The 18,650-nt window shown below is 70.7% G+C and carries 18 protein-coding genes and 1 pseudogene; 11 read left to right on the plus strand and 8 right to left on the minus strand.

Going from position 1 to position 18,650, the window contains the following annotated elements; translation table 11 throughout:
* Positions 1 to 8: 8 nt before the first annotated feature.
* Positions 9 to 701, minus strand: a complete 693-nt coding sequence (locus AOM45_RS22920; protein WP_156094449.1) for a hypothetical protein — start codon at positions 699 to 701, stop codon at positions 9 to 11.
* Positions 702 to 929: 228 nt separating this feature from the next.
* On the opposite strand from AOM45_RS22920, the gene AOM45_RS22925 reads away from it, so the two are divergent.
* The 6 genes and pseudogenes from AOM45_RS22925 (at position 930) to AOM45_RS51030 (ending at position 7,072) form a co-directional block, all read left to right on the plus strand.
* Positions 930 to 1,838: an ABC transporter ATP-binding protein gene (locus AOM45_RS22925; protein ID WP_030473750.1), complete on the plus strand. Its 909-nt coding sequence runs from the start codon at positions 930 to 932 to the stop codon at positions 1,836 to 1,838.
* Complete coding sequence (locus AOM45_RS22930; protein WP_030473751.1) at positions 1,835 to 2,563, plus strand: ABC transporter permease; 729 nt, start codon at positions 1,835 to 1,837, stop codon at positions 2,561 to 2,563. Before AOM45_RS22925 ends, AOM45_RS22930 begins: the two co-directional genes overlap by 4 nt.
* 10 nt (positions 2,564 to 2,573) lie before the next feature.
* Positions 2,574 to 3,647: a sensor histidine kinase gene (locus AOM45_RS22935; protein WP_051784779.1), complete on the plus strand. Its 1,074-nt coding sequence runs from the start codon at positions 2,574 to 2,576 to the stop codon at positions 3,645 to 3,647.
* Positions 3,644 to 4,250: pseudogene (locus AOM45_RS22940) on the plus strand (response regulator transcription factor). The gene AOM45_RS22935 and the pseudogene AOM45_RS22940 overlap by 4 nt, the downstream one beginning before the upstream one ends.
* Before the next feature lie 22 nt (positions 4,251 to 4,272).
* The gene (locus tag AOM45_RS22945) at positions 4,273 to 5,109 is read left to right on the plus strand and encodes a PhzF family phenazine biosynthesis protein (RefSeq protein WP_030473753.1); all 837 of its coding nucleotides are present in this window, start codon (positions 4,273 to 4,275) and stop codon (positions 5,107 to 5,109) included.
* A 1,693-nt stretch (positions 5,110 to 6,802) separates the two neighbouring features.
* Entirely contained in the window at positions 6,803 to 7,072 is a 270-nt protein-coding gene (locus tag AOM45_RS51030) for a hypothetical protein (protein ID WP_156249738.1), read from the plus strand.
* A 160-nt stretch (positions 7,073 to 7,232) separates the two neighbouring features.
* Here the strand turns inward: AOM45_RS51030 and AOM45_RS22955 are convergent, their stop codons facing one another.
* Positions 7,233 to 7,685 (minus strand): hypothetical protein, encoded by a 453-nt coding sequence (locus tag AOM45_RS22955; RefSeq protein ID WP_156093772.1) that lies wholly within the window; start codon positions 7,683 to 7,685, stop codon positions 7,233 to 7,235.
* 48 nt (positions 7,686 to 7,733) lie between these two features.
* Positions 7,734 to 8,735 (minus strand): helix-turn-helix transcriptional regulator, encoded by a 1,002-nt coding sequence (locus tag AOM45_RS22960; protein WP_051783159.1) that lies wholly within the window; start codon positions 8,733 to 8,735, stop codon positions 7,734 to 7,736.
* A gap of 76 nt (positions 8,736 to 8,811) precedes the next feature.
* On the opposite strand from AOM45_RS22960, the gene AOM45_RS22965 reads away from it, so the two are divergent.
* Positions 8,812 to 9,159 (plus strand): YybH family protein, encoded by a 348-nt coding sequence (locus AOM45_RS22965; RefSeq protein WP_081902047.1) that lies wholly within the window; start codon positions 8,812 to 8,814, stop codon positions 9,157 to 9,159.
* 142 nt (positions 9,160 to 9,301) lie between these two features.
* Here AOM45_RS22965 and AOM45_RS22970 read toward each other — a convergent pair whose 3' ends face one another.
* Both AOM45_RS22970 and AOM45_RS22975 read right to left on the minus strand, forming a co-directional pair.
* The gene (locus AOM45_RS22970) at positions 9,302 to 9,691 is read right to left on the minus strand and encodes a hypothetical protein (RefSeq protein WP_156093773.1); all 390 of its coding nucleotides are present in this window, start codon (positions 9,689 to 9,691) and stop codon (positions 9,302 to 9,304) included.
* Positions 9,692 to 9,854: 163 nt separating this feature from the next.
* Positions 9,855 to 12,707, minus strand: coding sequence for an ATP-binding protein (locus AOM45_RS22975; protein ID WP_051783161.1), 2,853 nt, complete (start codon positions 12,705 to 12,707; stop codon positions 9,855 to 9,857).
* 53 nt (positions 12,708 to 12,760) lie between these two features.
* Between AOM45_RS22975 and AOM45_RS22980 the strand changes: the two genes are divergently transcribed.
* Positions 12,761 to 13,615 carry an alpha/beta fold hydrolase gene (locus tag AOM45_RS22980; RefSeq protein ID WP_030467146.1) on the plus strand — a complete coding sequence of 285 codons (855 nt, stop codon included), beginning with the start codon at positions 12,761 to 12,763 and terminating at the stop codon, positions 13,613 to 13,615.
* On the opposite strand, the gene AOM45_RS22985 is transcribed toward AOM45_RS22980, so the two are convergent.
* Complete coding sequence (locus AOM45_RS22985) at positions 13,605 to 14,306, minus strand: TetR/AcrR family transcriptional regulator (RefSeq protein ID WP_081902048.1); 702 nt, start codon at positions 14,304 to 14,306, stop codon at positions 13,605 to 13,607. The genes AOM45_RS22980 and AOM45_RS22985 overlap by 11 nt on opposite strands.
* Positions 14,307 to 14,358: 52 nt before the next feature.
* Between AOM45_RS22985 and AOM45_RS22990 the strand changes: the two genes are divergently transcribed.
* Both AOM45_RS22990 and AOM45_RS22995 read left to right on the plus strand, forming a co-directional pair.
* On the plus strand, positions 14,359 to 15,804 hold the full coding sequence (locus tag AOM45_RS22990) for an MFS transporter (RefSeq protein WP_035909993.1): 1,446 nt from the start codon (positions 14,359 to 14,361) through the stop codon (positions 15,802 to 15,804).
* 197 nt (positions 15,805 to 16,001) lie between these two features.
* The gene (locus AOM45_RS22995; protein ID WP_030467149.1) at positions 16,002 to 16,742 is read left to right on the plus strand and encodes a GAF and ANTAR domain-containing protein; all 741 of its coding nucleotides are present in this window, start codon (positions 16,002 to 16,004) and stop codon (positions 16,740 to 16,742) included.
* A 3-nt stretch (positions 16,743 to 16,745) separates the two neighbouring features.
* Here the strand turns inward: AOM45_RS22995 and AOM45_RS23000 are convergent, their stop codons facing one another.
* Positions 16,746 to 17,180, minus strand: a complete 435-nt coding sequence (locus tag AOM45_RS23000; RefSeq protein WP_051783163.1) for an SRPBCC family protein — start codon at positions 17,178 to 17,180, stop codon at positions 16,746 to 16,748.
* Positions 17,181 to 17,298: 118 nt separating this feature from the next.
* On the opposite strand from AOM45_RS23000, the gene AOM45_RS23005 reads away from it, so the two are divergent.
* Positions 17,299 to 17,790: a methyltransferase family protein gene (locus tag AOM45_RS23005; RefSeq protein ID WP_030467151.1), complete on the plus strand. Its 492-nt coding sequence runs from the start codon at positions 17,299 to 17,301 to the stop codon at positions 17,788 to 17,790.
* Here AOM45_RS23005 and AOM45_RS23010 read toward each other — a convergent pair.
* Positions 17,787 to 18,650, minus strand: a complete 864-nt coding sequence (locus AOM45_RS23010) for a DUF8832 domain-containing protein (protein WP_030467152.1) — start codon at positions 18,648 to 18,650, stop codon at positions 17,787 to 17,789. The genes AOM45_RS23005 and AOM45_RS23010 overlap by 4 nt on opposite strands.

Here is an 18,650-nt window from a genome sequence, read left to right on the forward strand (position 1 = left end):
CGTAGACGCTAGGAACGCGCCGTGGCCGGGAACGCGGTCGTTGGTCCCGCCCCGCCAGGGACCTTCGCACCGACGGTCAGCAGCGCCTGGGGAAAGCCCGCCAGGCCGTGACGTTCGATCAGACCGGTTCGCCACTCCTGGCGGTGCGGCAGGTGCACGACCGGGCACACCCGCAGTCCCGCGGAGCGAGCCGCGAGAACCGCCGACTGCAACGCCGCACCGCCGCGCACGTGGTCGCAGCGTGTGTCACCCGCGGTGAGCACGACGAGGGTGTGCTCGTCGAGGGCGTACAGCTCCGTGCCCGCCCAGTGGTTCGCGGACGCGAGGGCACGCACGTCGCCGTCCGCGGTGCCGTCGGGCAGGCGGATCGCGCGGTGCCGGGCGATCTCGGCCTCGGTGGGCGACTGCACCCGGTCGGACCGCACGATCGCGACCAGGCCGGGGTTGCGGTGGTCGGCAGGGAACACGGCCTGCGCGTGCCACCCCGTGACGCGGACGGCCAGCACCACGTGCTCGAGCGCGGCGCCGCAGCTCAGCAGCCCCTCCACGCCGAGCGGGTCACGCGACGAGGAGTGCGCGACCTCGTACAGGTACGCGGACCTGCCGTTCAGTTCGACCACCCACGGCCTGCCCGCGCTGCCCGCGCTGGCCTTCGCGGCGGCCTCGACGATCTCCGTTTTCGCGGCGGCGCTCCATCGCATCCCCAGACCTTCCGCCGTGACGGCGCAGAGCGACAGTGCGAACGGTCTCCCCGCACCGGGGCCCAAGGACCCTGCGTGCACTCCTCCGCCGCCGGCGACCTCGGCCCAGCCGTGTTCAGGAAGGATCGTGATCCCGCCCTCGTCGCACTTCCCCCATGACATCTGTCATGCCGGGATCGTGACGGCTGATCCCCTCGCCGCCGGGCCCGTCCGCCGAGCATGGAACGCATGACACAGACAGCTGTGCGGGCCGGAGCCGCGGTGGCGTTGAGCGGCCTGCGGAAGCGGTTCGGCGAGGTCCGCGCCGTCGACGGGATCGACCTGGTGATCTCGCCCGGCGAGGTGGTCGCGCTGCTCGGCCCGAACGGGGCGGGCAAGTCCACGACGGTGGACATGCTGCTCGCACTGTCCACTCCGGACGGTGGCGAGATCAGCGTCTTCGGCACCTCGCCGCGGGAGGCGGTGGTGGCCGGGCGGATCTCGGCGATGCTGCAGAGCGGGGCGCTGCTGGACGACGCGACGGTGGCCGAGGCCGTGGGGCTCGTCGCGGCGTTGCACCGCGAGCCGATGCCGGTGGAGCAGGCGTTGCGGCAGGCCGGGATCGCGGATCTGGCCGGCCGCAAGTGCACCAAGCTCTCCGGCGGGCAGAAGCAGCGGGTGCGGTTCGCACTGGCGCTGGTGTGCGATCCGGACCTGCTGGTGCTCGACGAGCCGACGGTCGCGATGGACGTCGAGACGCGGCGGGCGTTCTGGCAGCAGATGCGCGCCTACACCGACACCGACACCGGGCGGACGGTGCTGTTCGCGACGCACTACCTCGACGAGGCCGAGGAGTACGCGGACCGCGTGGTGCTGATGCGGTCCGGGCGGATCGTGGCGGACGGATCGGTGGCGCAGGTGCGGGCCGCGGTGTCGGGCCGAACGTTGCGCGCGGTCGTCCCGGGAGCGGCGGACCTCGCGCTGCCGGGCGTGCGCTCGGCCGAACGGCGGGGCGACCAGATCACGCTCACCTGCACCGACTCCGACGCCGCTGTGCGCGCGCTGCTGGCCCGCTACCCCCACGCCCACGACATCGAGATCACCGCGCTCGGCCTCGAGGACGCGTTCCTCGCGCTCACCGGGGAGGACGACCGATGAACACCCGTTTCCTGGCACTGGAACTGCGGCGGGCCGTGCGCAACGGCCGGTACCTGATCTTCACCGTGGTTGTGCCGGCGGTGATGTTCCTGCTGTTCGTGAACCTCTACGGCGGCGGGGAGGGGACGTTCCCGAACGGGCTGCCGGTGACGACGTCGTTGATGATGAACATGGCGTTGTTCGGCGTGATGGCGGGCCCGTTGTCGATCGGCGCCCGGATCGCGGTCGAACGGGGCCTGGGCTGGCAGCGGCAGTTGCGGCTGACCCCGCTGACCGGGTCGGGGTACCTGCTGACCAAGGGCGCGCTGGGCATGCTGGTCGGGCTGCCGGGAATCCTGCTGGTGTGCGTGATCGGCGCGTTCGAGGGCGTGCGGATGGACGCGGCGCACTGGATCGGGGTGCTGGCCACGCTGTGGCTGGGCGCGATCCCGTTCGTGCTGCTGGGCATCGTGATCGGGCTCGTCGCGACCCCGGACGGCATGCAGGCGATCACCGGTCTGGCGTCGATGCTCTTCGGTCTGCTGGGCGGCATCTGGATCCCCGCCGACGTGGCGCCGGACTGGCTGGCGACGATCATGAAGGCGCTGCCGACGTTCTGGGTGAAGCAGCTGACGCAGGCTCCGTTCGTATCAGGGGTGAACGTCGGGGAGGCGTTGCTGGTGATCACTCTGTGGGTGGTGGGCCTGTCGGTGATCGCCGCGCGCCGCTACCGCGTCCAGAGCTAGGTTCGTCGTCGTGCAGCGCGGCAACGGCAAGTGGTACTGGTTCGCGATCCTGTTCGTCCTGCTCTACCTCCCGGCCGTGATCCACGACGTCGCCGTCAGCGACCGGAGCGTGCCGGAGCAGTGCGCGTTGGTGCTGCTGCTCCTGGTCTACGGGGTGGGCTGGGTCGTGGCGCCGCGGTGGTTGTGGTCGAGCGGCAGCGAGAACGTCAACACGTTGATCTGCCTGGCGTTGACCGCGGTCGGTCTCATCGTCGTGTTCTGGCTGGGCATGTCCTACTCGGGGTTGTTGGTCTACGTCGTGTCCACGGTCGCGGTCGTGCTGCCGCCGTGGCGGGCGATCCTGATCGACGGCTCGGTGATCGCGGCACTGGCGGCCACGATGTACTTCCAGCAGGACCTGTCCGTCGACGGCGACCGCATCGCCACGCTGTTCTCGATCGCCCTGGGCATGCTGGCCGTGGGCAGGATGATCCGGGCGAACCGGGCGTTGTCTGCGGCCCAGGAGGAGATCGCCGCGCTGGCGAGGACCGAGGAGCGCAACCGGCTGGCACGCGACCTGCACGACGTCCTGGGCCACAGCCTGACGACGATCACGCTGAAAACCGGAGTGGCCCGGCGACTGCTGGAAAACTCCTCGGTCGACCGCGCGCTGGAGGAGATCCGCGAGGTGGAGCACCTCACCCGGCAGGCGTTGAACGACGTGCGCACCACGGTCTCGGGCTACCGCGAGGTCTCGCTCTCGGCCGAGGTGGTGGGCGCACGGGCAGCGTTGCGCGCAGCGGGCGTCGAAGCAGACCTGCCGCACGCCGTGGACAACGTCCGCCCGGAACTGCAGACGGTCTTCGGCTACGTGCTGCGCGAGGCGATCACCAACGTCCTCCGCCACGCCGCCGCGACCCGCTGTTCCGTCCGCCTGGGCGACACGTGGCTGGAGGTCCGCGACAACGGCCGAGGCGCCGGCGTGGGCACCCCCGGCACGGGCTTGGCGGGCCTGCGGGAACGACTCGCCCCGCACGGCGGAACGGTGCTGGCGGGCCCGGCGCCCGACGGCGGCTACCGTCTGCGCGCGGAGGTGACGGCATGATCAAGGTGTTGCTGGCCGACGACCAGGCCCTGGTGCGAGGCGCGTTCGCCGCGATGCTGGGCCTGGAACCGGACATCGAGGTGGTAGCCGAGGTCAGCGCAGGCGACGAGGTGGTCCCCGCCGCCCGGCGCACCACCCCGGACGTGGCCCTGCTGGACATCCAGATGCCCGGCAAGGACGGCCTCGCAGCAGCCGCAGACCTCCGCAAGGCCCTCCCGACGTGCCGAGTGATCGTCTGCACGACCTTCGGCCGCCCCGGCTACCTGGCCAGAGCAATGGCAGCGGGCGCAGCGGGCTTCGTCGTCAAGGACGCCACCCCCCGAACAACTGGTAGACGCGGTCCGCCGAGTACACGCGGGCCTGCGAGTGGTGGACCCGGCCCTGGCGGCAGAATCCCTGACGTCAGGCCAAAGCCCGCTGACCGACCGGGAACGCGACGTCCTGTCCGTGGCCCGCGACGGCGGCACGGTGGCCGACCTGGCCAAGTCCCTGCACCTGTCCGAGGGCACGATCCGCAACCACCTGAGCGCCGCGATAGGCAAAACAGGCGCCCGCACCAGAGCAGAAGCGGTCAAGGTGGCCGAGGACAGCGGCTGGCTCTAGCAGATCCACTACCTTGATCCCCGTGCGAGGCTTCAGCCAGGTAGACGTGTTCACCGACGAACTCACCTACGGCAACGCGGTAGCCGTGGTGCACGACGCCGAAAACCTGACCACCGACCAAATGGCCAAGTTCGCCCGCTGGACCAACCTGGCCGAAACCACCTTCCTGCTCCCACCGACAACCCCGGCAGCCGACTACCGCCTGCGGATCTTCACGATCAGCCGAGAACTCCCCTTCGCAGGCCACCCAACCCTCGGCTCAGCCAGAGCGTGGCTGGAAGCAGGCGGCCAACCACACACCCCAGGCCAGCTGATCCAGGAGTGCGGCGCAGGCCTGGTAACCCTCCGCCAGGACAACGCCCGCCTCTCCTTCGCCGCTCCACCACGCCTGCGCAGCGGCCCAGTAACCCCGGACGAACTCCAGTCGCTGGCAAAGGCGTTGCGCCTCAACCCAACCGACGTAGTCGACGCCCAGTGGGCGGACAACGGCCCAGGCTGGATAGCAGCACTACTGCCGTCCGCAGAGGCAGTCCTGGCCCTCAACCCGGACTACACGAAGTTCGGCACCTTCGCCGGTGTCGGCGTGGTGGGCCCACACCCCGAGGGCAGCGACGCGGACTTCGAGGTGCGAGCCTTCGTGGACGAGGGCACCAGGTTCGACGAGGACCCGGTGACCGGCAGCCTCAACGCGGCCATCGCCCAGTGGCTGATCCCAGCAGAACTGGCCCCGACCTCCTACATCGCCGCGCAGGGCACGAGGCTGGGCCGAAGGGGCCGAGTCCACCTGACGCAGGCGGACGGCGAAATCTGGGTAGGCGGCAACACAGTCCTAGGCGTCCGAGGAACCGTGACGCTCTAGCCCGAACGCCGATGCCGAAGGCCAGGGCCAAGGCCCGAGCCGAGGCCGCAGGCAAGGCGGCTCAAGCCGAGGCCGCAGGCGAGGCGACGCGATGGCGCAGCCGAGCCAGCTCTTCGCGTGGGGTTCCGGTGGGTGGTCCCGTCACGAGTCGTGCCACAGCTCTTGTCGCGCCCGAGGGGAGAGGTCAAGTCGCACGCCTTTCGCGACTTGACCTCTCCCCTCGGGTGTGACTCGCTCTGGTGCGGCTCGTGACGGGACCAACCCACCCGAACCGCACGCCCTACGCAACGCGCAGCCGCCCAAAGCACCAGGCGTGCCATCAACCCGCGCGCGGCGCTGGCCGGTCTTTGATCAGATTGGCGGGGTAAGGGCAGAGCCCCCAAGCCCTAAACAGGAACCCGACACGGCGACGCGACCACCGCCAGCTCGAACCAGGCACGCGACACGGCAACCCCAACCACCACCAGCCCGAACCAGGCACGCAACACGGCAACCCCAACCACCACCAGCCCGAACCAGGAACACGGCAACCACTCACCAAGCCCGACTGGCCCGCCGCTCCTCCCGAGCAGCCTCAATCCGCTCCTCCAACGCCAGATACCACCGCTCCCCCCGCTCCCCACAACTATCCCGAATCTCCACCTTCAACTCAGAAGTGTTGGCGTTCAACGTCCGAACCATCCCCAACCCTTCGTCAACCTGCACCCTAAGCTTCAAATGCGAGTCGGCCAGGTGCACAGCAGCAGCCCGCATCTCAGCCCGAGCCAGCCGAGCCGCCCTCCCCGGCAACCCCACCCACTGCGGCACAATCCGAGTCCGCCGCACCAAATACGACATGGTCTGCAACGAGGTCTGAGCAGACTGATAGGCCATGTGCGCGGTGTCGGCACACTGGTACGACTCCCGGTGAAACACCCGCAAGGACTGGAAGTCAACCCCGAGCGAACCCCCGTCCCACCCGCGCGCAGCTCGATCATCCCGACGAGCCCCGCCCTGCTTGCCTCCACCAGCCCCCGCCTGCTGTCCCCCACCGGCCGCTGCCTGCTGTCCCCCACCAGCCCCGGCTTGCTGTCTCCCACCAGCGCCGGCTTGCTGTGCCCCACCAACTCCTGCCTGCTGTCCTCCGCCACCCCTCGCCTGCTGTCTCCCACCAATCCCGGCTTGCTGTCCCCCACCAGCCCCGGCCTGCTGTGCCTCACCAGCCCCGGCCTGCTGTCCCCCGCCACCCCTCGCCTGCCTGGACTCGGCCTCCGATTGCCTCGCCCCACCAGCCCCCGCCTTTGGGGACCTGCCACCCGACGCCTTGGCCCCACCGCGCTCCGGCTGCCCGGCCCCACTCGCTCCCGCATTCCCGGCCCCGCCAGTCCCCGAATGCCCGGCCCCGCCAGCCCCCGCGCGCCCGGCCCCACCAGACCCCGGCCCACCTTGCTTCGCCCCACCGGCCCCCGTCCGCCGAGCTCCGCCAGCCCCATCGCCCCGCCCCCGCGGATGCCCATCCGCCCGCCCACCAGGCCGAGCCCCAGGTCCCCCACCCCGAGCCCGCAACGCCGCCAGCCGAGCCTGCACCTGCTCGGCCTGCCGCCGAACCCGCTCGTTCTCAGCCCGAACCCGCCGCAGCGCCCGATCAGCCTCCGCAGCAGCAGCCCGAACCTCCGCAACAGTGACCCGCCGAGGCCGCCGATCCCACAACCGAATGCCGACCAGCACCCCGACACCGACTGCCGACGCCGCGAAGAACGCGGGCATACCGTCGTCGATCACGTGCTCCGCGGACGGCTTCAGCTTCACGAACGCCATCGCGTTCATCGCCCCGAGCAGCACCAAACTCCGCACGAACAACCCCAGCCAGCGCTTCAGCCAACCCGAGCCGCGCACCCGGCCGTCCCTGCTCAGCGCCAGGCGGACCAGCACCAGGGCCAGCGGCAGCGCCACCAGGCAGCCCCACCGCCACTCCTCGAGATAAACCTGCTGGGCCGGCGTGCCGGTGGCCAGGATGTGCGCCGCGATCGCCGGTGACACGAGCAGCATGTCCAGCGGCAGTGCGAAGAACAGCACGAACAGGCCGATCAGCGGCACAGCACAACCACCGCACCCGTTGCGGGACAAGACTCAGCACCCCACCGTCATCCGCGCCGCCGCCGGCCGCCGGAACCACGTGGTGCCAGCGCCTTGGCACCCGACCCGTTGAGCACCTTGTCGATGACGTCCGCCACGCCGCCGGTGAGGTCGGAGTGGTGCTGGACCAGCATTGTGGTGAAGTGCTGCGTCAGCTCGACGTACGCGCGGCGTTCGGCCAGTGGCAGGCCCGGTTTCACGGTCTCGCGCTGCATGTTGACCATGCACTCGCGCAGGGCACCCGCACTGACGTCGGCGCGACCGAGCTCCTTCTGCATCTGCCGCAGCGTCGCCGAAGACTCCTTCCGGCGCTGGGCCAGCACTTTCAACTTCAGCTGCTGGTCATCCGCGGTCCGGCGGATCTCGGCGTCCAGCGCGTACGACTCGGCCACGTGGCGGCCGGCGTCGCCGAGCGGCTTCAGCTGTTCCGCGATGCGCGACACCGACTGTTCGAAGTTCACCTGGTCTCCGGTGAAACGGATCAGACCACTCGGCTCGCCCATGGCGGGTTAATCCGACGGGCCCCACGCGGCGTTACAGCCTCGGAGCGCGTAGCGCTCGACGACCGCGGCGGCGCGGTCGTGCAGGCTGTCCCGCAACCACTGCGGTGCCAGGGCTTCCGCATCGGTTCCCAGCTGCCACAACGCCCACTCCGCGTGCCGCGCGTCCTGGAAGGCCGCCTCCACGCACAGCCAGCCCTCCGCGTCGGCACCGGAATCGTGGACGGTCAGCGCGGTGTTCACGAGATCACCGCGCCGCGACGGGTGAGCCCGCAGCCGCACGACGACCTGGTCGCCGCCGGTCCGGAACCGCGTGCTGCGCTCCTGCCAGGCCCGGCCGAGGTCGACGCGGTCCGGGCGTTGCGCGGGCTCGTCGAGCGCCGAAGCGGCCAGGACGCGGGACAACCGGTAGGTGCGGTCGGCGCCGTCGCGCACCGCCAGCAGATAACCCTGTTCTCGCACGGTGACCAGGCCGATCGGGTCGACCGTGCGCCACTTCGGCTTCTCGCCCGCGGCCGCGTAGTGGATGCGCAGGCGGTGCCCGGCGAACACCGCGCGCCGCACCTCGGCCACGACGGTGTCGGGCACCTCTTCCGGGATCGTGCGGCGCGCGAGCAGGTCGATCTCCGGGTCGACGAGCAGTCGTCGCACCGCGTCGGCCGCGGTCGCCCGCTGGTTTTCCGGGAGTGCGTCCACGACTTTGCGCATGGCCGAGGCCAGAGCCGTGCCGAGACCGAACGCCTGCGCGCCTCGCCGCGACCCGGCGACCAGCAGGGCGAGGGCCTCGTCGTGGTTCAGGCCGGTGAGCTCGGTCTGGAAACCCGGCAGCAGCGCGAAACCGCCGTGCCTGCCCCGTTCGGCGTAGACCGGCACGCCCGCCGCGGACAACGCCTCGATGTCGCGCAGCACCGTGCGAGTCGACACCTCCAGCTCGCGGGCGAGTGCGGTGGCGGACAGGCGCCCGCGTTGGCGCAGCAGCAACACCAGCGAGACCAACCGGTCGGCGCGCATGCCGAAAACCTACCGGAATATACGACACAGGATGTCGTGATTGGTTGGAAGGCTCTTCCCCATGACAAGCAACGCAGTGGCCACCGAACCGAACGACCTGGCCAGGTTCTTCATCGAGCGCGGCAACGCGGGAGACGTCGACGGACTGGTGGCGTTGTACGAGGCGGACGCCGTGCTGGCGTTCCCGCCGGGCAGCACCGCGACCGGGCACGCCGAGATCCGCAAGGTGTACGAGCAGTTCGTCGCGGCCGCGCCGGTCCTCACGCCGGGCAAGCAGCATCCCGCGCTGGTGAGCGGCGACCTGGCGCTCACCGTCTCAACGCTGACCACCGGGGAGATGACCGTCGAGATCGCCCGCCGCCAGCCGGACGGCTCGTGGTTGTGGGTGCTGGACCAGCCGATGCTCCTGCCGCAACAGGACTAGGAGACACGACACGAGGGTGTCGATGTACGCATCGACACCCTCGCGGTGATGCGGCACCGGGCCACACCGACGAACGGCACGGAGGACGCACCCCAGCCGGAGCGATACTCCTTGTCCTGCAACGTGTTCCGGCGTTGCCCCTCTACGAGTTCACGTCGTTGATCCACCCGGAGCAGTCGATCCACCCGGGGAGCTCGCCGCTGAAGTCCTTCGCACAGGCCTTGAACTGGAACGCGGTCCTGCGGGGAATGTTGGAGATCCTGCAGAACTCCTCACCGTTGTTGGCGCCGTTCCGGTCGTCGCACGACGTGATCTCATCGCGGCCGGGGAACTTGATGCGAAGCACCATGCTGTAGCCGTCGGCCTTCTTGTCCGCGACCTTGAACAGGTTGTTGTCAACGCTGTTGAACGCGCCGTATCCCCGGCCGTTCGACGCATACGCGTACTGGAAGGACCCGATGGCGTTCGCCGGCGTCTGCACCAGGGCGACGGCGGCGACAGTACCGAGCGCGACAGGCAGAACGCGCCTCATGCTGAACATGCGCATCCCTCACTCTCTTGACTCACAGGCTCTTGCGGCGGAGATCCCCACCCCGCCACGACGGAGCGATCATGCCTGGGCGATCCGGGTTTGCCAAGAAGGATGTGACCTGACCAAATTTCAGTTTCTGGCGTGAGGGCGTGAATGTCGTTCGTCACAGCTCGTCGAGAAACGTCCCGACAGGACCGAAGGTGAACAGCCCGGTGCCCGCCCCGGCCAGTTCGTCCTTGGCGGGCAACAACATCGCACGGGCACGCGAGCGCAGTTCGGGATCGTCCAGCCGCACGGCCGCCATCGCCAGCAGGCACGCGCGCGTCTCACCGAGCAGGTCCGCCGGCCCTGGCGGCAACGCCCGCGCGGCGGCCAGCGCCTCGTCGTGCGGCAGCACCAGCGGACGCACCCAGTCCAGATGAGGACCCCAGTCGTCAGAAAGGTCCACTGTGGATGTACCGTGCAGGCTCAGCAACGCCAACGGCAGGAGTCCGCGTTCCATGCCCCACATGCCGGTTCCGCGCACACGGGCGGCAGCCGCGCGGTAGGCGCGGTCGGCGTCGGCGACACGTCCGGCGGCGGCGAGCTTCAGTGCCGCGTACCAGTCGGTGAACACGCCCACCAACGGCAGGTCGTGACGTCGCGCGAGCTCGTCGGCGGCGGCCGCGTGCCGGTCGGCGGCCTCGAACTCGGCGAGTGCGGCGCCCGCCTGGACGAGGATCAGGTGGCCGAGGACCTCGTGTGTGACAAGCCCCTCGGCCGCCGCCAGCTCGACCAGCTCACGGCCGATCGCGGCACGTTCCGGCGCGAGTCCGAGGCGGTTGAACGTGTGCATGAAGCGGGCGTTGAGCGCGAACGCGAGCAGCGCCGGGTCGCCGAGTTCACGGGCGATGGCCTCGGCTTCCACGGCCTCCGCGAGGTGATCGCCCGTGCCGCGCCGCTCCATCGCGATCGTCGCGAGCAGGCGGGCACGGGTGGCGGTGGGGCCGGGGAACGCGGCGAGCGTGCGTTGCGCGGCGGCGGCCAACTCCTCCGAGTGCGTCGGGTCGTCGTTCGTGGTCCAAATCCCTGGCACGTCGAAGGAACCGATCACGCGAGCAGTCGTCTCAGCGTCGTCAGCGGCCCGCAACGCGACCGAACGGTACGTGCGCGCTGCCTCCAGATCACCGCTCAGGGCCAACGCCCGCATGAGCCCGATCACCAGGTCGAGCCGCGTGCCGTCCGCAGCGTCAATCGCCGCCCGCCACCACCCGACCGCCGCACGGGGCGACCGGCTCGACTCGGCGGCCGCCGCGAACGCCCGCACGGCCTTCTCCCCACGCGCGCCGGCCAGCAAATGGTGGTGCGCCAGCAGCTCCACGTCCCCGGAGGACTCCAGCGCGTCAGCGACGACCGCGTGCCAGCGCGCCCGCCGCGTCAGCGACACCTCCTCGTACACCGTGTCCCGCACCAGAACGTGGGTGAACCGCGCACGCCCAGGCGCTTCCTCCACCACGAAACCGGCGTCGAGGGCGACCTCCAGCGCGTCGAGCACGTCACCGCCCGCCAGCGCCGTCAGCAGGTCCACCGAGACGTCCCGCCCGAGCACGGACGCCTGGTGCAGCACCGTCCGCACCTCCGAGGGCAGAGCGGCGAGCCGGTGCCGGATCACGTCCCGCACTCCCGCCGGCACCGCACCGAGGTCGCCACCCGACGCGGACAACCGCGCTAGTTCCTTGACGTAGAAGGGATTCCCGCCGCTGCGCTCGTGGATCACCCACACGTCGGACACGGAGGCATCGGTGATCGACCGCACGAGTGCGGCGACCGACTCCTCACCCAGACCACCCAGGTCGACGCGTGCCGGTTCGGCGCGGGCCAGCGCTTCCGACGGCACGGCGGCGCGTGTAGTGGCCACGATCATCACCCGGCCGGAGAGAGCGGTAGCGGTGAACGCGGCCAGCACCGCGAGCGTCTCGTCGTCGGCCTGGTGCAGGTCGTCCAGCACGACCAGCACCGGCGCCGAAGACTCCACAGTGGACACGATCAAGCGCCTCACCCAAAAACGATCACCCGGGACGAGCTTCTCCCCCAAGGCTTCCACGACCTGCTGCCACGGCCACGCCACCGGCGCGTCCTCCGGGCACCGCGCCCAGACCGTCGTCCAGCCGCGACTGGCGAGCACACCGCTGAACGCCTCGACGAGCGCGGTCTTGCCCACGCCCGCCTCACCGGTGACCACCGCGATCGCCAGCCCTGCGGACGGCACGGCGGCCTCCAGCGCCGCCAGCTCCGCGGCCCGCCCCACCAACGACGGCCGCGAAGCGACGTCCAGCCGCGGCGACTGGGCCAGGATGTCCGACTCCAGCGCCCGCAGCTGCGCGCCCGGATCGACGCCCAAGTTCTCGGCCAACGCGTGCCGTGCCGCGCGCACCGCCTCCAGCGCGTCGCCCTGACGTCCCTCGCGGTAGAGCGCCAGCGCGAGCAGGCTCCACGCCTTCTCCCGCCACGGGTGCCCGGCGAGGTGAGCGCGCAGGTCCGCGACGACCTCGGCGGCACGACCCACCGCGAGCGCGGCCTCGGCGCGGCGCTCGACCGCCACGAGCCGCAGTTCCTCCAGCCGGTCGATCTCCGCCCGCGCCCAGTGCTCGTCGGCGAACTCGGCGTAGGCCGGACCGCGCCACAACGCCAGGGCACTGTCCAACACGGACAGATCACCGCCGAGCATCTCCTCGAACCGCCACGCGTCGACGTCCTCGGCCAGCAACGCGTACCCCGCCCCCGACGTGACCAGCAACGTCGACGGAGTCCGTGGTGGACGATCGGGTTCGAGGGCCTTGCGCAACGCCCCGACGAACGTCTGAACGGCGCCGAGCGCACCGTCCGGCGGGTCTTCCCAGAGGTCGGCGACCAGGGTGCGAACGGGGACCACGCGGCGCCGCGCGACCAGCAGCCTGGCCAGCACGGCACGGTGCCTGGGGCCGCCGAGACGGGCGGATCCCGCGGTCAGCGGGCCGAGCACCCCGAACGTCACCACCCGCTGACCCTAACGCTGATTCGTTGCTGATCGGGCGCGCGCACAGTGCCGGTGTGAACTTCCACCACCAACGCGTGCGGGTCTCCGGCGGCATCGAGCTCAACGTCGCCACCACCGGCGAGGGCAGCCCGGTCGTGCTCCTGCACGGCTTCCCGCAGACCCACCTCATGTGGCGGCACGTCGCCGCCGACCTGGCCGCCGACCACACCGTGATCATGCCTGACCTGCGCGGATACGGCGACAGCGACAAACCCGCCGACACCGGCTCCACCTACGCCAAGCGCACGATGGCCACCGACGTCGTCGAAGTCGCGCAGGCGCTCGGCCACGACCGGTTCGCCCTCGCCGGCCACGACCGGGGCGCGCTCGTCGCCTTCCGCACCGGCCTGGACCACCCGGAGCACGTCACGCACCTCGCGTCGCTCGACGTGCTGCCCACCCTCGACATGTGGGACGTCATGCGCGGAACGTCCGCCGCCGTCGGGTTCCACCTCTTCCTGATGGCGCAGCCGCCCGGCCTGGCGGAGGAGCTGATCGGCGCCCGGCCGGACGCGTTCTTCGGCCACTTCCTCGACGCCTGGGCCACCGAGCCCTTCCCCGCCGACGTGCGTGAGGAGTACCTGCGGGCGAGCCGCGAGGCCGTCACGTCGATCGTCGCGGACTACCGCGCTTCGGCGACGATCGACGTCGAGCACGACACCGCCGACCGCGAGGCGGGCAACCGGTTGAAGATGCCGGTGACGGTTCTGCAGCAGGACTGGGGTGCGGCGCTCGGGTTCGACGCCGAGGCGCTGTGGCGGGCGTGGGCGCCCGACCTCGACCACCGCACCGTCTCGTGTGGACACTTCATGGCCGAGGAGGCACCGGACGTGGTGACCGCGGCCCTGCGCGACCTGCTCAGGCGTTGAGCCCGTCCAGCAGCAACCCGAGCGCGAACTCGAACCGCTCGTGGCCGACGCCCGCGTTCAGCTCGTCCACGTGCGCGACCGTGTGCGGAAAGCGGCTCACCGGGAGCATCCGCAGCCGGGCGAGCACCTCGGCCCGATCCGCGGCAGGCTCCGGATGGCCGCGCAACGACGCCTCGTAGGTGTAGGCGCTGACGTACAGCAGGGCGGCGTCGATCGCCCACGCCGCCGACCGCGGTGGCACGCCACCGGCCAGCAGGATCGCGAGCATCCCCTCGGTGATCCGCAGCGTGTCGAGGTTGTTCGGCGGTGCGGACAGCGCCGCGCGCGCGATCCCGGGATACCGGAGGAACTCGTCGCGCAGCTGTCCGCACACGTCGATCATCTGCGCGCGCCACCGCGCGGGGTCGGGCGCGGGCAGCGACACGTTCCTGCTCAACGTGCCGATGAGCAGGTCGTCGAGCTCAGCCTTGTTGCGGACGTGCGCGTAGAGCGAGGCCGGTCCGGTCTCCAGCGCGGCGGCGACCCGCCTCATCGTCAGCGCGTCGAACCCCTCGGTCTCGACCAGCCGCAACGCCGTGGTGACGATGCGGCCGACCGTGATCGGTTCCTTGCGCGCCGGTGGCTCGTCCTGCTGCTCCAGCGCCGCGATCTGGGTCGCCCACTCCGCACGGGACGACGGTTTCCGCTTCATGACCCACATCCTACAGTTGACACGAACACTGTTCGTCCGTAGAACGGTGTTCGTGTCAACTCCCCGTTCCCTGCGAGAGGCGTGGATCGCCCTCGCCGGTCTGTCCGCCGTGTTCCTGTTCGAAATGCTGGACAACTCGATCCTGAACGTCGCCCTGCCCACCATCGGCCGCGACCTGAACACGTCGACGACGGCGCTGCAGTGGGTCTCGAACTCCTACGCCGTCGTGTTCGGCGGCCTGATGCTGGTGTTCGGCGCCGTCGCGGACCGGTTCGGCCGCCGCAGAGTGATGCTCGCCGGACTGGTGCTCCTCGGTGTCGCGAGCCTCGCGACGGTGTTCGTCACCTCCGTGGCCGCGCTCATCGCCGTGCGCTCCGTCATGGGCGTCGCGGCCGCCATGACGACGCCGGGCTCGATCGCGCTGGCCTTCCGGTTGTTCGAAGGCGACGATCTCCGCGTCCGGGCGATGACGCTGATCTCCACCGTCGGCCTCGTCGGCCTCGCGATCGGCCCTCCGCTCGGCGGTTTCGTGCTCGCCGTCGCCGACTGGCAGGTGCTGCTGCTCGTCAACGTGCCGATCGCGGTGCTGGCGATCATCGGCATCGGTCGCGGCGTCCAGCCCGACACCGAGGCTGACCTGCACCGGGACCCCGCGGACATCCTCGGCGGCGTGCTCGGCACCGCCACCATCGTGCTCGCCCTCGTCGTGCCGACGTTCTTCGTCGAGCGGGGCACCGGGTCGTGGCTGCCGTGGACCGCGGCGGCACTGACAGCAGCGGCCGCGGTGCTGTACGTCGTTCGTGCGCGCGCTGCGAGCCATCCGTTGCTCGACCCGAAACTCGTCGCACGTCCGTTGGTGGCCAGCGGTCTCGCGTACAAGGCCGCGACCGGTCTGGCCGCGGCCGGCCTCACCTACCTCGTGACGCTTCAGCTGCAGCTCGACTGGGGGTGGTCACCGGCGCTGGCGGCGGCCGGGATGCTGCCGCAGGTCGTCGTCCTCATCGCCGCGGGCCCGCTCGTCAACCGGTTCGTGCGCCGCACCGGGCTCGACCGGGCCGCGTGGCTCGGCGCCGCCTGCGTCGTGGCCGGCCTCGCCGTCTACGCGCTGCTCGGCCGGCTCGGTTACCTGCCGGTGGCGCTCGCCCTGGTGCTCGTCGCGGTGGGCATCCGCGTGGTCGGCGCCGTCGCGGGGGTGAACGTGCTCAAGGGACTGCCGGAGAACCGGACCTCGATCGGCGCGGCGCTCGTGGACACCGCGTCGCAGGTCACCGCCGCCGCGGGGGTCGCCGTCAGCGGCACCGTTCTCGCCGTGATGTTCTCCGGCGGCATCGCCCAGCACGGCTGGAGCGGCCTGCAGACCGCGCAGTTCGAGAACGCGATCACCGTCGGAGGCCTGCTGCTGACGGCGATGTCGGCCGCGCTCGCCGGATGGGCCTTCCTCCACGCCAGGAAAGCCGGCCTGCTCGACGGGAGACTGAGATCGGCTGTATCGGGGTAAAGAACCACTACCGTGCACGCGCGCGCGTTTGTGCGGGAGGCCACCGCGGTGGCCGGCCAGAACCGGCGCGGGGAGTTGAGCACTCCAGCACCCGCGCCGGTTCGGTTCGTCTCACGCCATGTGGCAGTACCATTCGCCGTGAGAGCGTTGAAAAACCAGCGCCGCGACTTCGTTTTTCGGCGAGAGGGTGACGCGGCATGGACGACGGCCGGCCGGATGCGGTCGAGCGCCTCGACGAGGCGACTGCGGCCCTGGCGCAGCTGCGTGACGGCTTCTCCTCAGAGGAGCCTCTCGACCAGGTGTTGCAACGCCTCGCGGAGACCGCGGTGATGGCGACCGCGGACGCCGACGCGGTCACGATCACCGTGAACCCGCAGGACCCCCGCACCGCCGCCGCCAGCGACCGCTCGCTCATCGAGATCGACGAGAAGCAGTACGGCGCCAACCGGGGGCCGTGCCTGGAGGCAGCCCGCACGCTCGCGGCGGTGCGCGCGGTGGTCGGCGAGAACAGGGACAACTGGCCGGAGTTCGAGGCCAGCGCGGAACAACACGGCGTGCGCGCCTACCTGTCGGTGCCCGTGGTGCTGCCCGCGTCGGACAGAACCGACGCCAGACACGTGGGCTCGCTCAACATCTACAGCTACACGGCGACCGCCTTCGACCCGTTCGACGAGGGCCTGATGCGATTGTTCACCACCGCCGCCAGCGCGGCGATCGCCAACGCCCACCAGTGGCAGCGGTCCCGCGAGCACATCAGGCAGCTCGAGACCGCACTGGTCTCCCGTGCCATGATCGAGCAGGCGAAAGGCGCTCTCATGGCCGTGCACGGCTGCACCGCCGAAGAAGCGTTCACGATGCTCGTGCAACGCTCCCAGCGCGACAACGTCAAGCTCCGCGACGTCGCGAAGGACCTCCTCGACAGCCTCGCCAAGCGGTGACGCTCAGGAGCGTTCGAGGCACTGCCGGAGACGTTCGAGGTCGGCGTTGATGCTCTTGCGCACCTGACGGGCCATGAACGGCGTCGCCCACCCGAAGAACCGGCCGGGCGACCCGATCGCCCTGATCGCGACACTCGTGCCGTCCGTCGTGTCGCCGAGCTCGTAGCGGACGGTCATCGGGAACGGCCGGTCGACCTTCATCTCCACCAGGCGGTCCGGCTCGTGCTCGGTGACGACGTAGCCGTAGAGGAACTCCCTGCCGAGGAACCGCGCGGTGCGCTCGACGGTCGCGCCCGTGGTGAGCGTGCCGGGCTGGGCGGGACGGCTGGAGGTGATGCCGCCGGTCCACTCGAGATCGTGGGCCGGGTCGAACATGAACGCGGCGACTTCGGCGCGCGGCCGGTGCACGAGCACCTCGGGGCGGGGGTCGACGGCCATCTTGCACCTCCGTGCGGCGAGAATCTCACGCTACGCCTGGTCCGACCAGGTGAACAACGGCCCGAAAGAGGTGCGTGGAGCTACCCACAGTGGACTGTCGTGAGTCAGGGTGTGCGCCATGGAGAGGCGACAGGCTGCGCTGGGTTCCGTTGCGTTCTTCGTGCTGGCTCCCGGCTGCGTGGCCGGCCTGTTCCCGTGGCTGCTGACCCGGTGGCGGTCGCTGCCCTTCTGGCTGCCGCTGCGCTGGGTCGGCGTCGTGCTCCTGGTGGCGGCACTGGCCGTGCTGGTCGCCTCGTTCGCCCGGTTCGTCGCGGAGGGGTTCGGCACGCCCGCACCGGTCGCGCCACCGGACCGCCTCGTCGTCGGCGGGTTCTACCGGTACGTGCGCAACCCGATGTACGTCGCCGTGCTGTCACTGATCATCGGACAAGCGCTGGCGCTGGGGCAGCTGATCCTCTTCGCCTACGCCGCCGTGGTGTGCGCGGCGTTCGCGGCGATGGTGCACTGGCACGAGGAACCCGCGCTGCACCGCCAGTTCGGGGAGCAGTACGACACCTACCGGGCGGCGGTGCCCGGCTGGGTGCCGCGGCTGCGGCCCTGGCAGCGCTAGGACACCAGCACCGTGAGCGCCGCCGTGTGCACCTTGCCGCCGAGCGCGAACTCCAGGAACAGCCGGTACTCCCCACGTTCGGGGATCACGGCCTGGAAGGTCAGCTCACCGTTGATCAACGGCATGCCGGCGGGCTCCACCGGGTGCATGTGGGTGGCCGACAGCAGCATCGTGTGGAAGCCGGTCAGGTGCCCGTTGGCGCCCAGGTGGGGCTCCACCGAGGACACCGGCTCGCCGCCGGGGTGCCGGAGGCGGAACCGCAGAGTTTGTTGCCGCAGAGGAGAAAGCGGGGCGTCATCGGCGCGTTCCACGACGAAGCCGCTCTCGGTTACCCCGGACGCCGACGCTTCCGGCACCGGCACGAGGTCCGTGTCGCCTGGCAAGCTGAACGGCACACCCAGCACGACCGGGTGCCGCGCGTCCTTGGAGTCCAGCGGGACGAACTCCGCGAACATCCGGTAAGCGCCGCCGTCGGGCAGGTCCAGCGTCACGTGCCAGGTGTCGCCTTCGAGCACCGGGTGCTCGTGCCGGAAGATGTGCATGTCGTCCCGCACGGCGAAGAAGTGCATCTGTTTGGTCTGGTCGTCCAGGAACCGGGTGACAGGTTTGCCGTCACCGCCGAGGATCCGGAACGCGACGGGCACGCCGGTGCCGCGGCGCTCCGGCATCACCACGCGTTCGAACCGGTAGCCGGACTCGGCCTCCGACAGGCCGTCACTGTGCGCGGCGGGCGTCACCGGGCCCATGTTCTGGTGCTGCATCGGCGGAGCGCTGCGGCCGAACACCACCACGGCGCCCGACACCACGACGACGACCGCGACCAGGGCGAAGATCCAGTCGACCAAGCTCAGTCTGCGCAT

Origin of the sequence: Lentzea aerocolonigenes (genome assembly GCF_000974445.1) — a bacterium.
Lineage (GTDB): Bacteria > Actinomycetota > Actinomycetes > Mycobacteriales > Pseudonocardiaceae > Lentzea > Lentzea aerocolonigenes.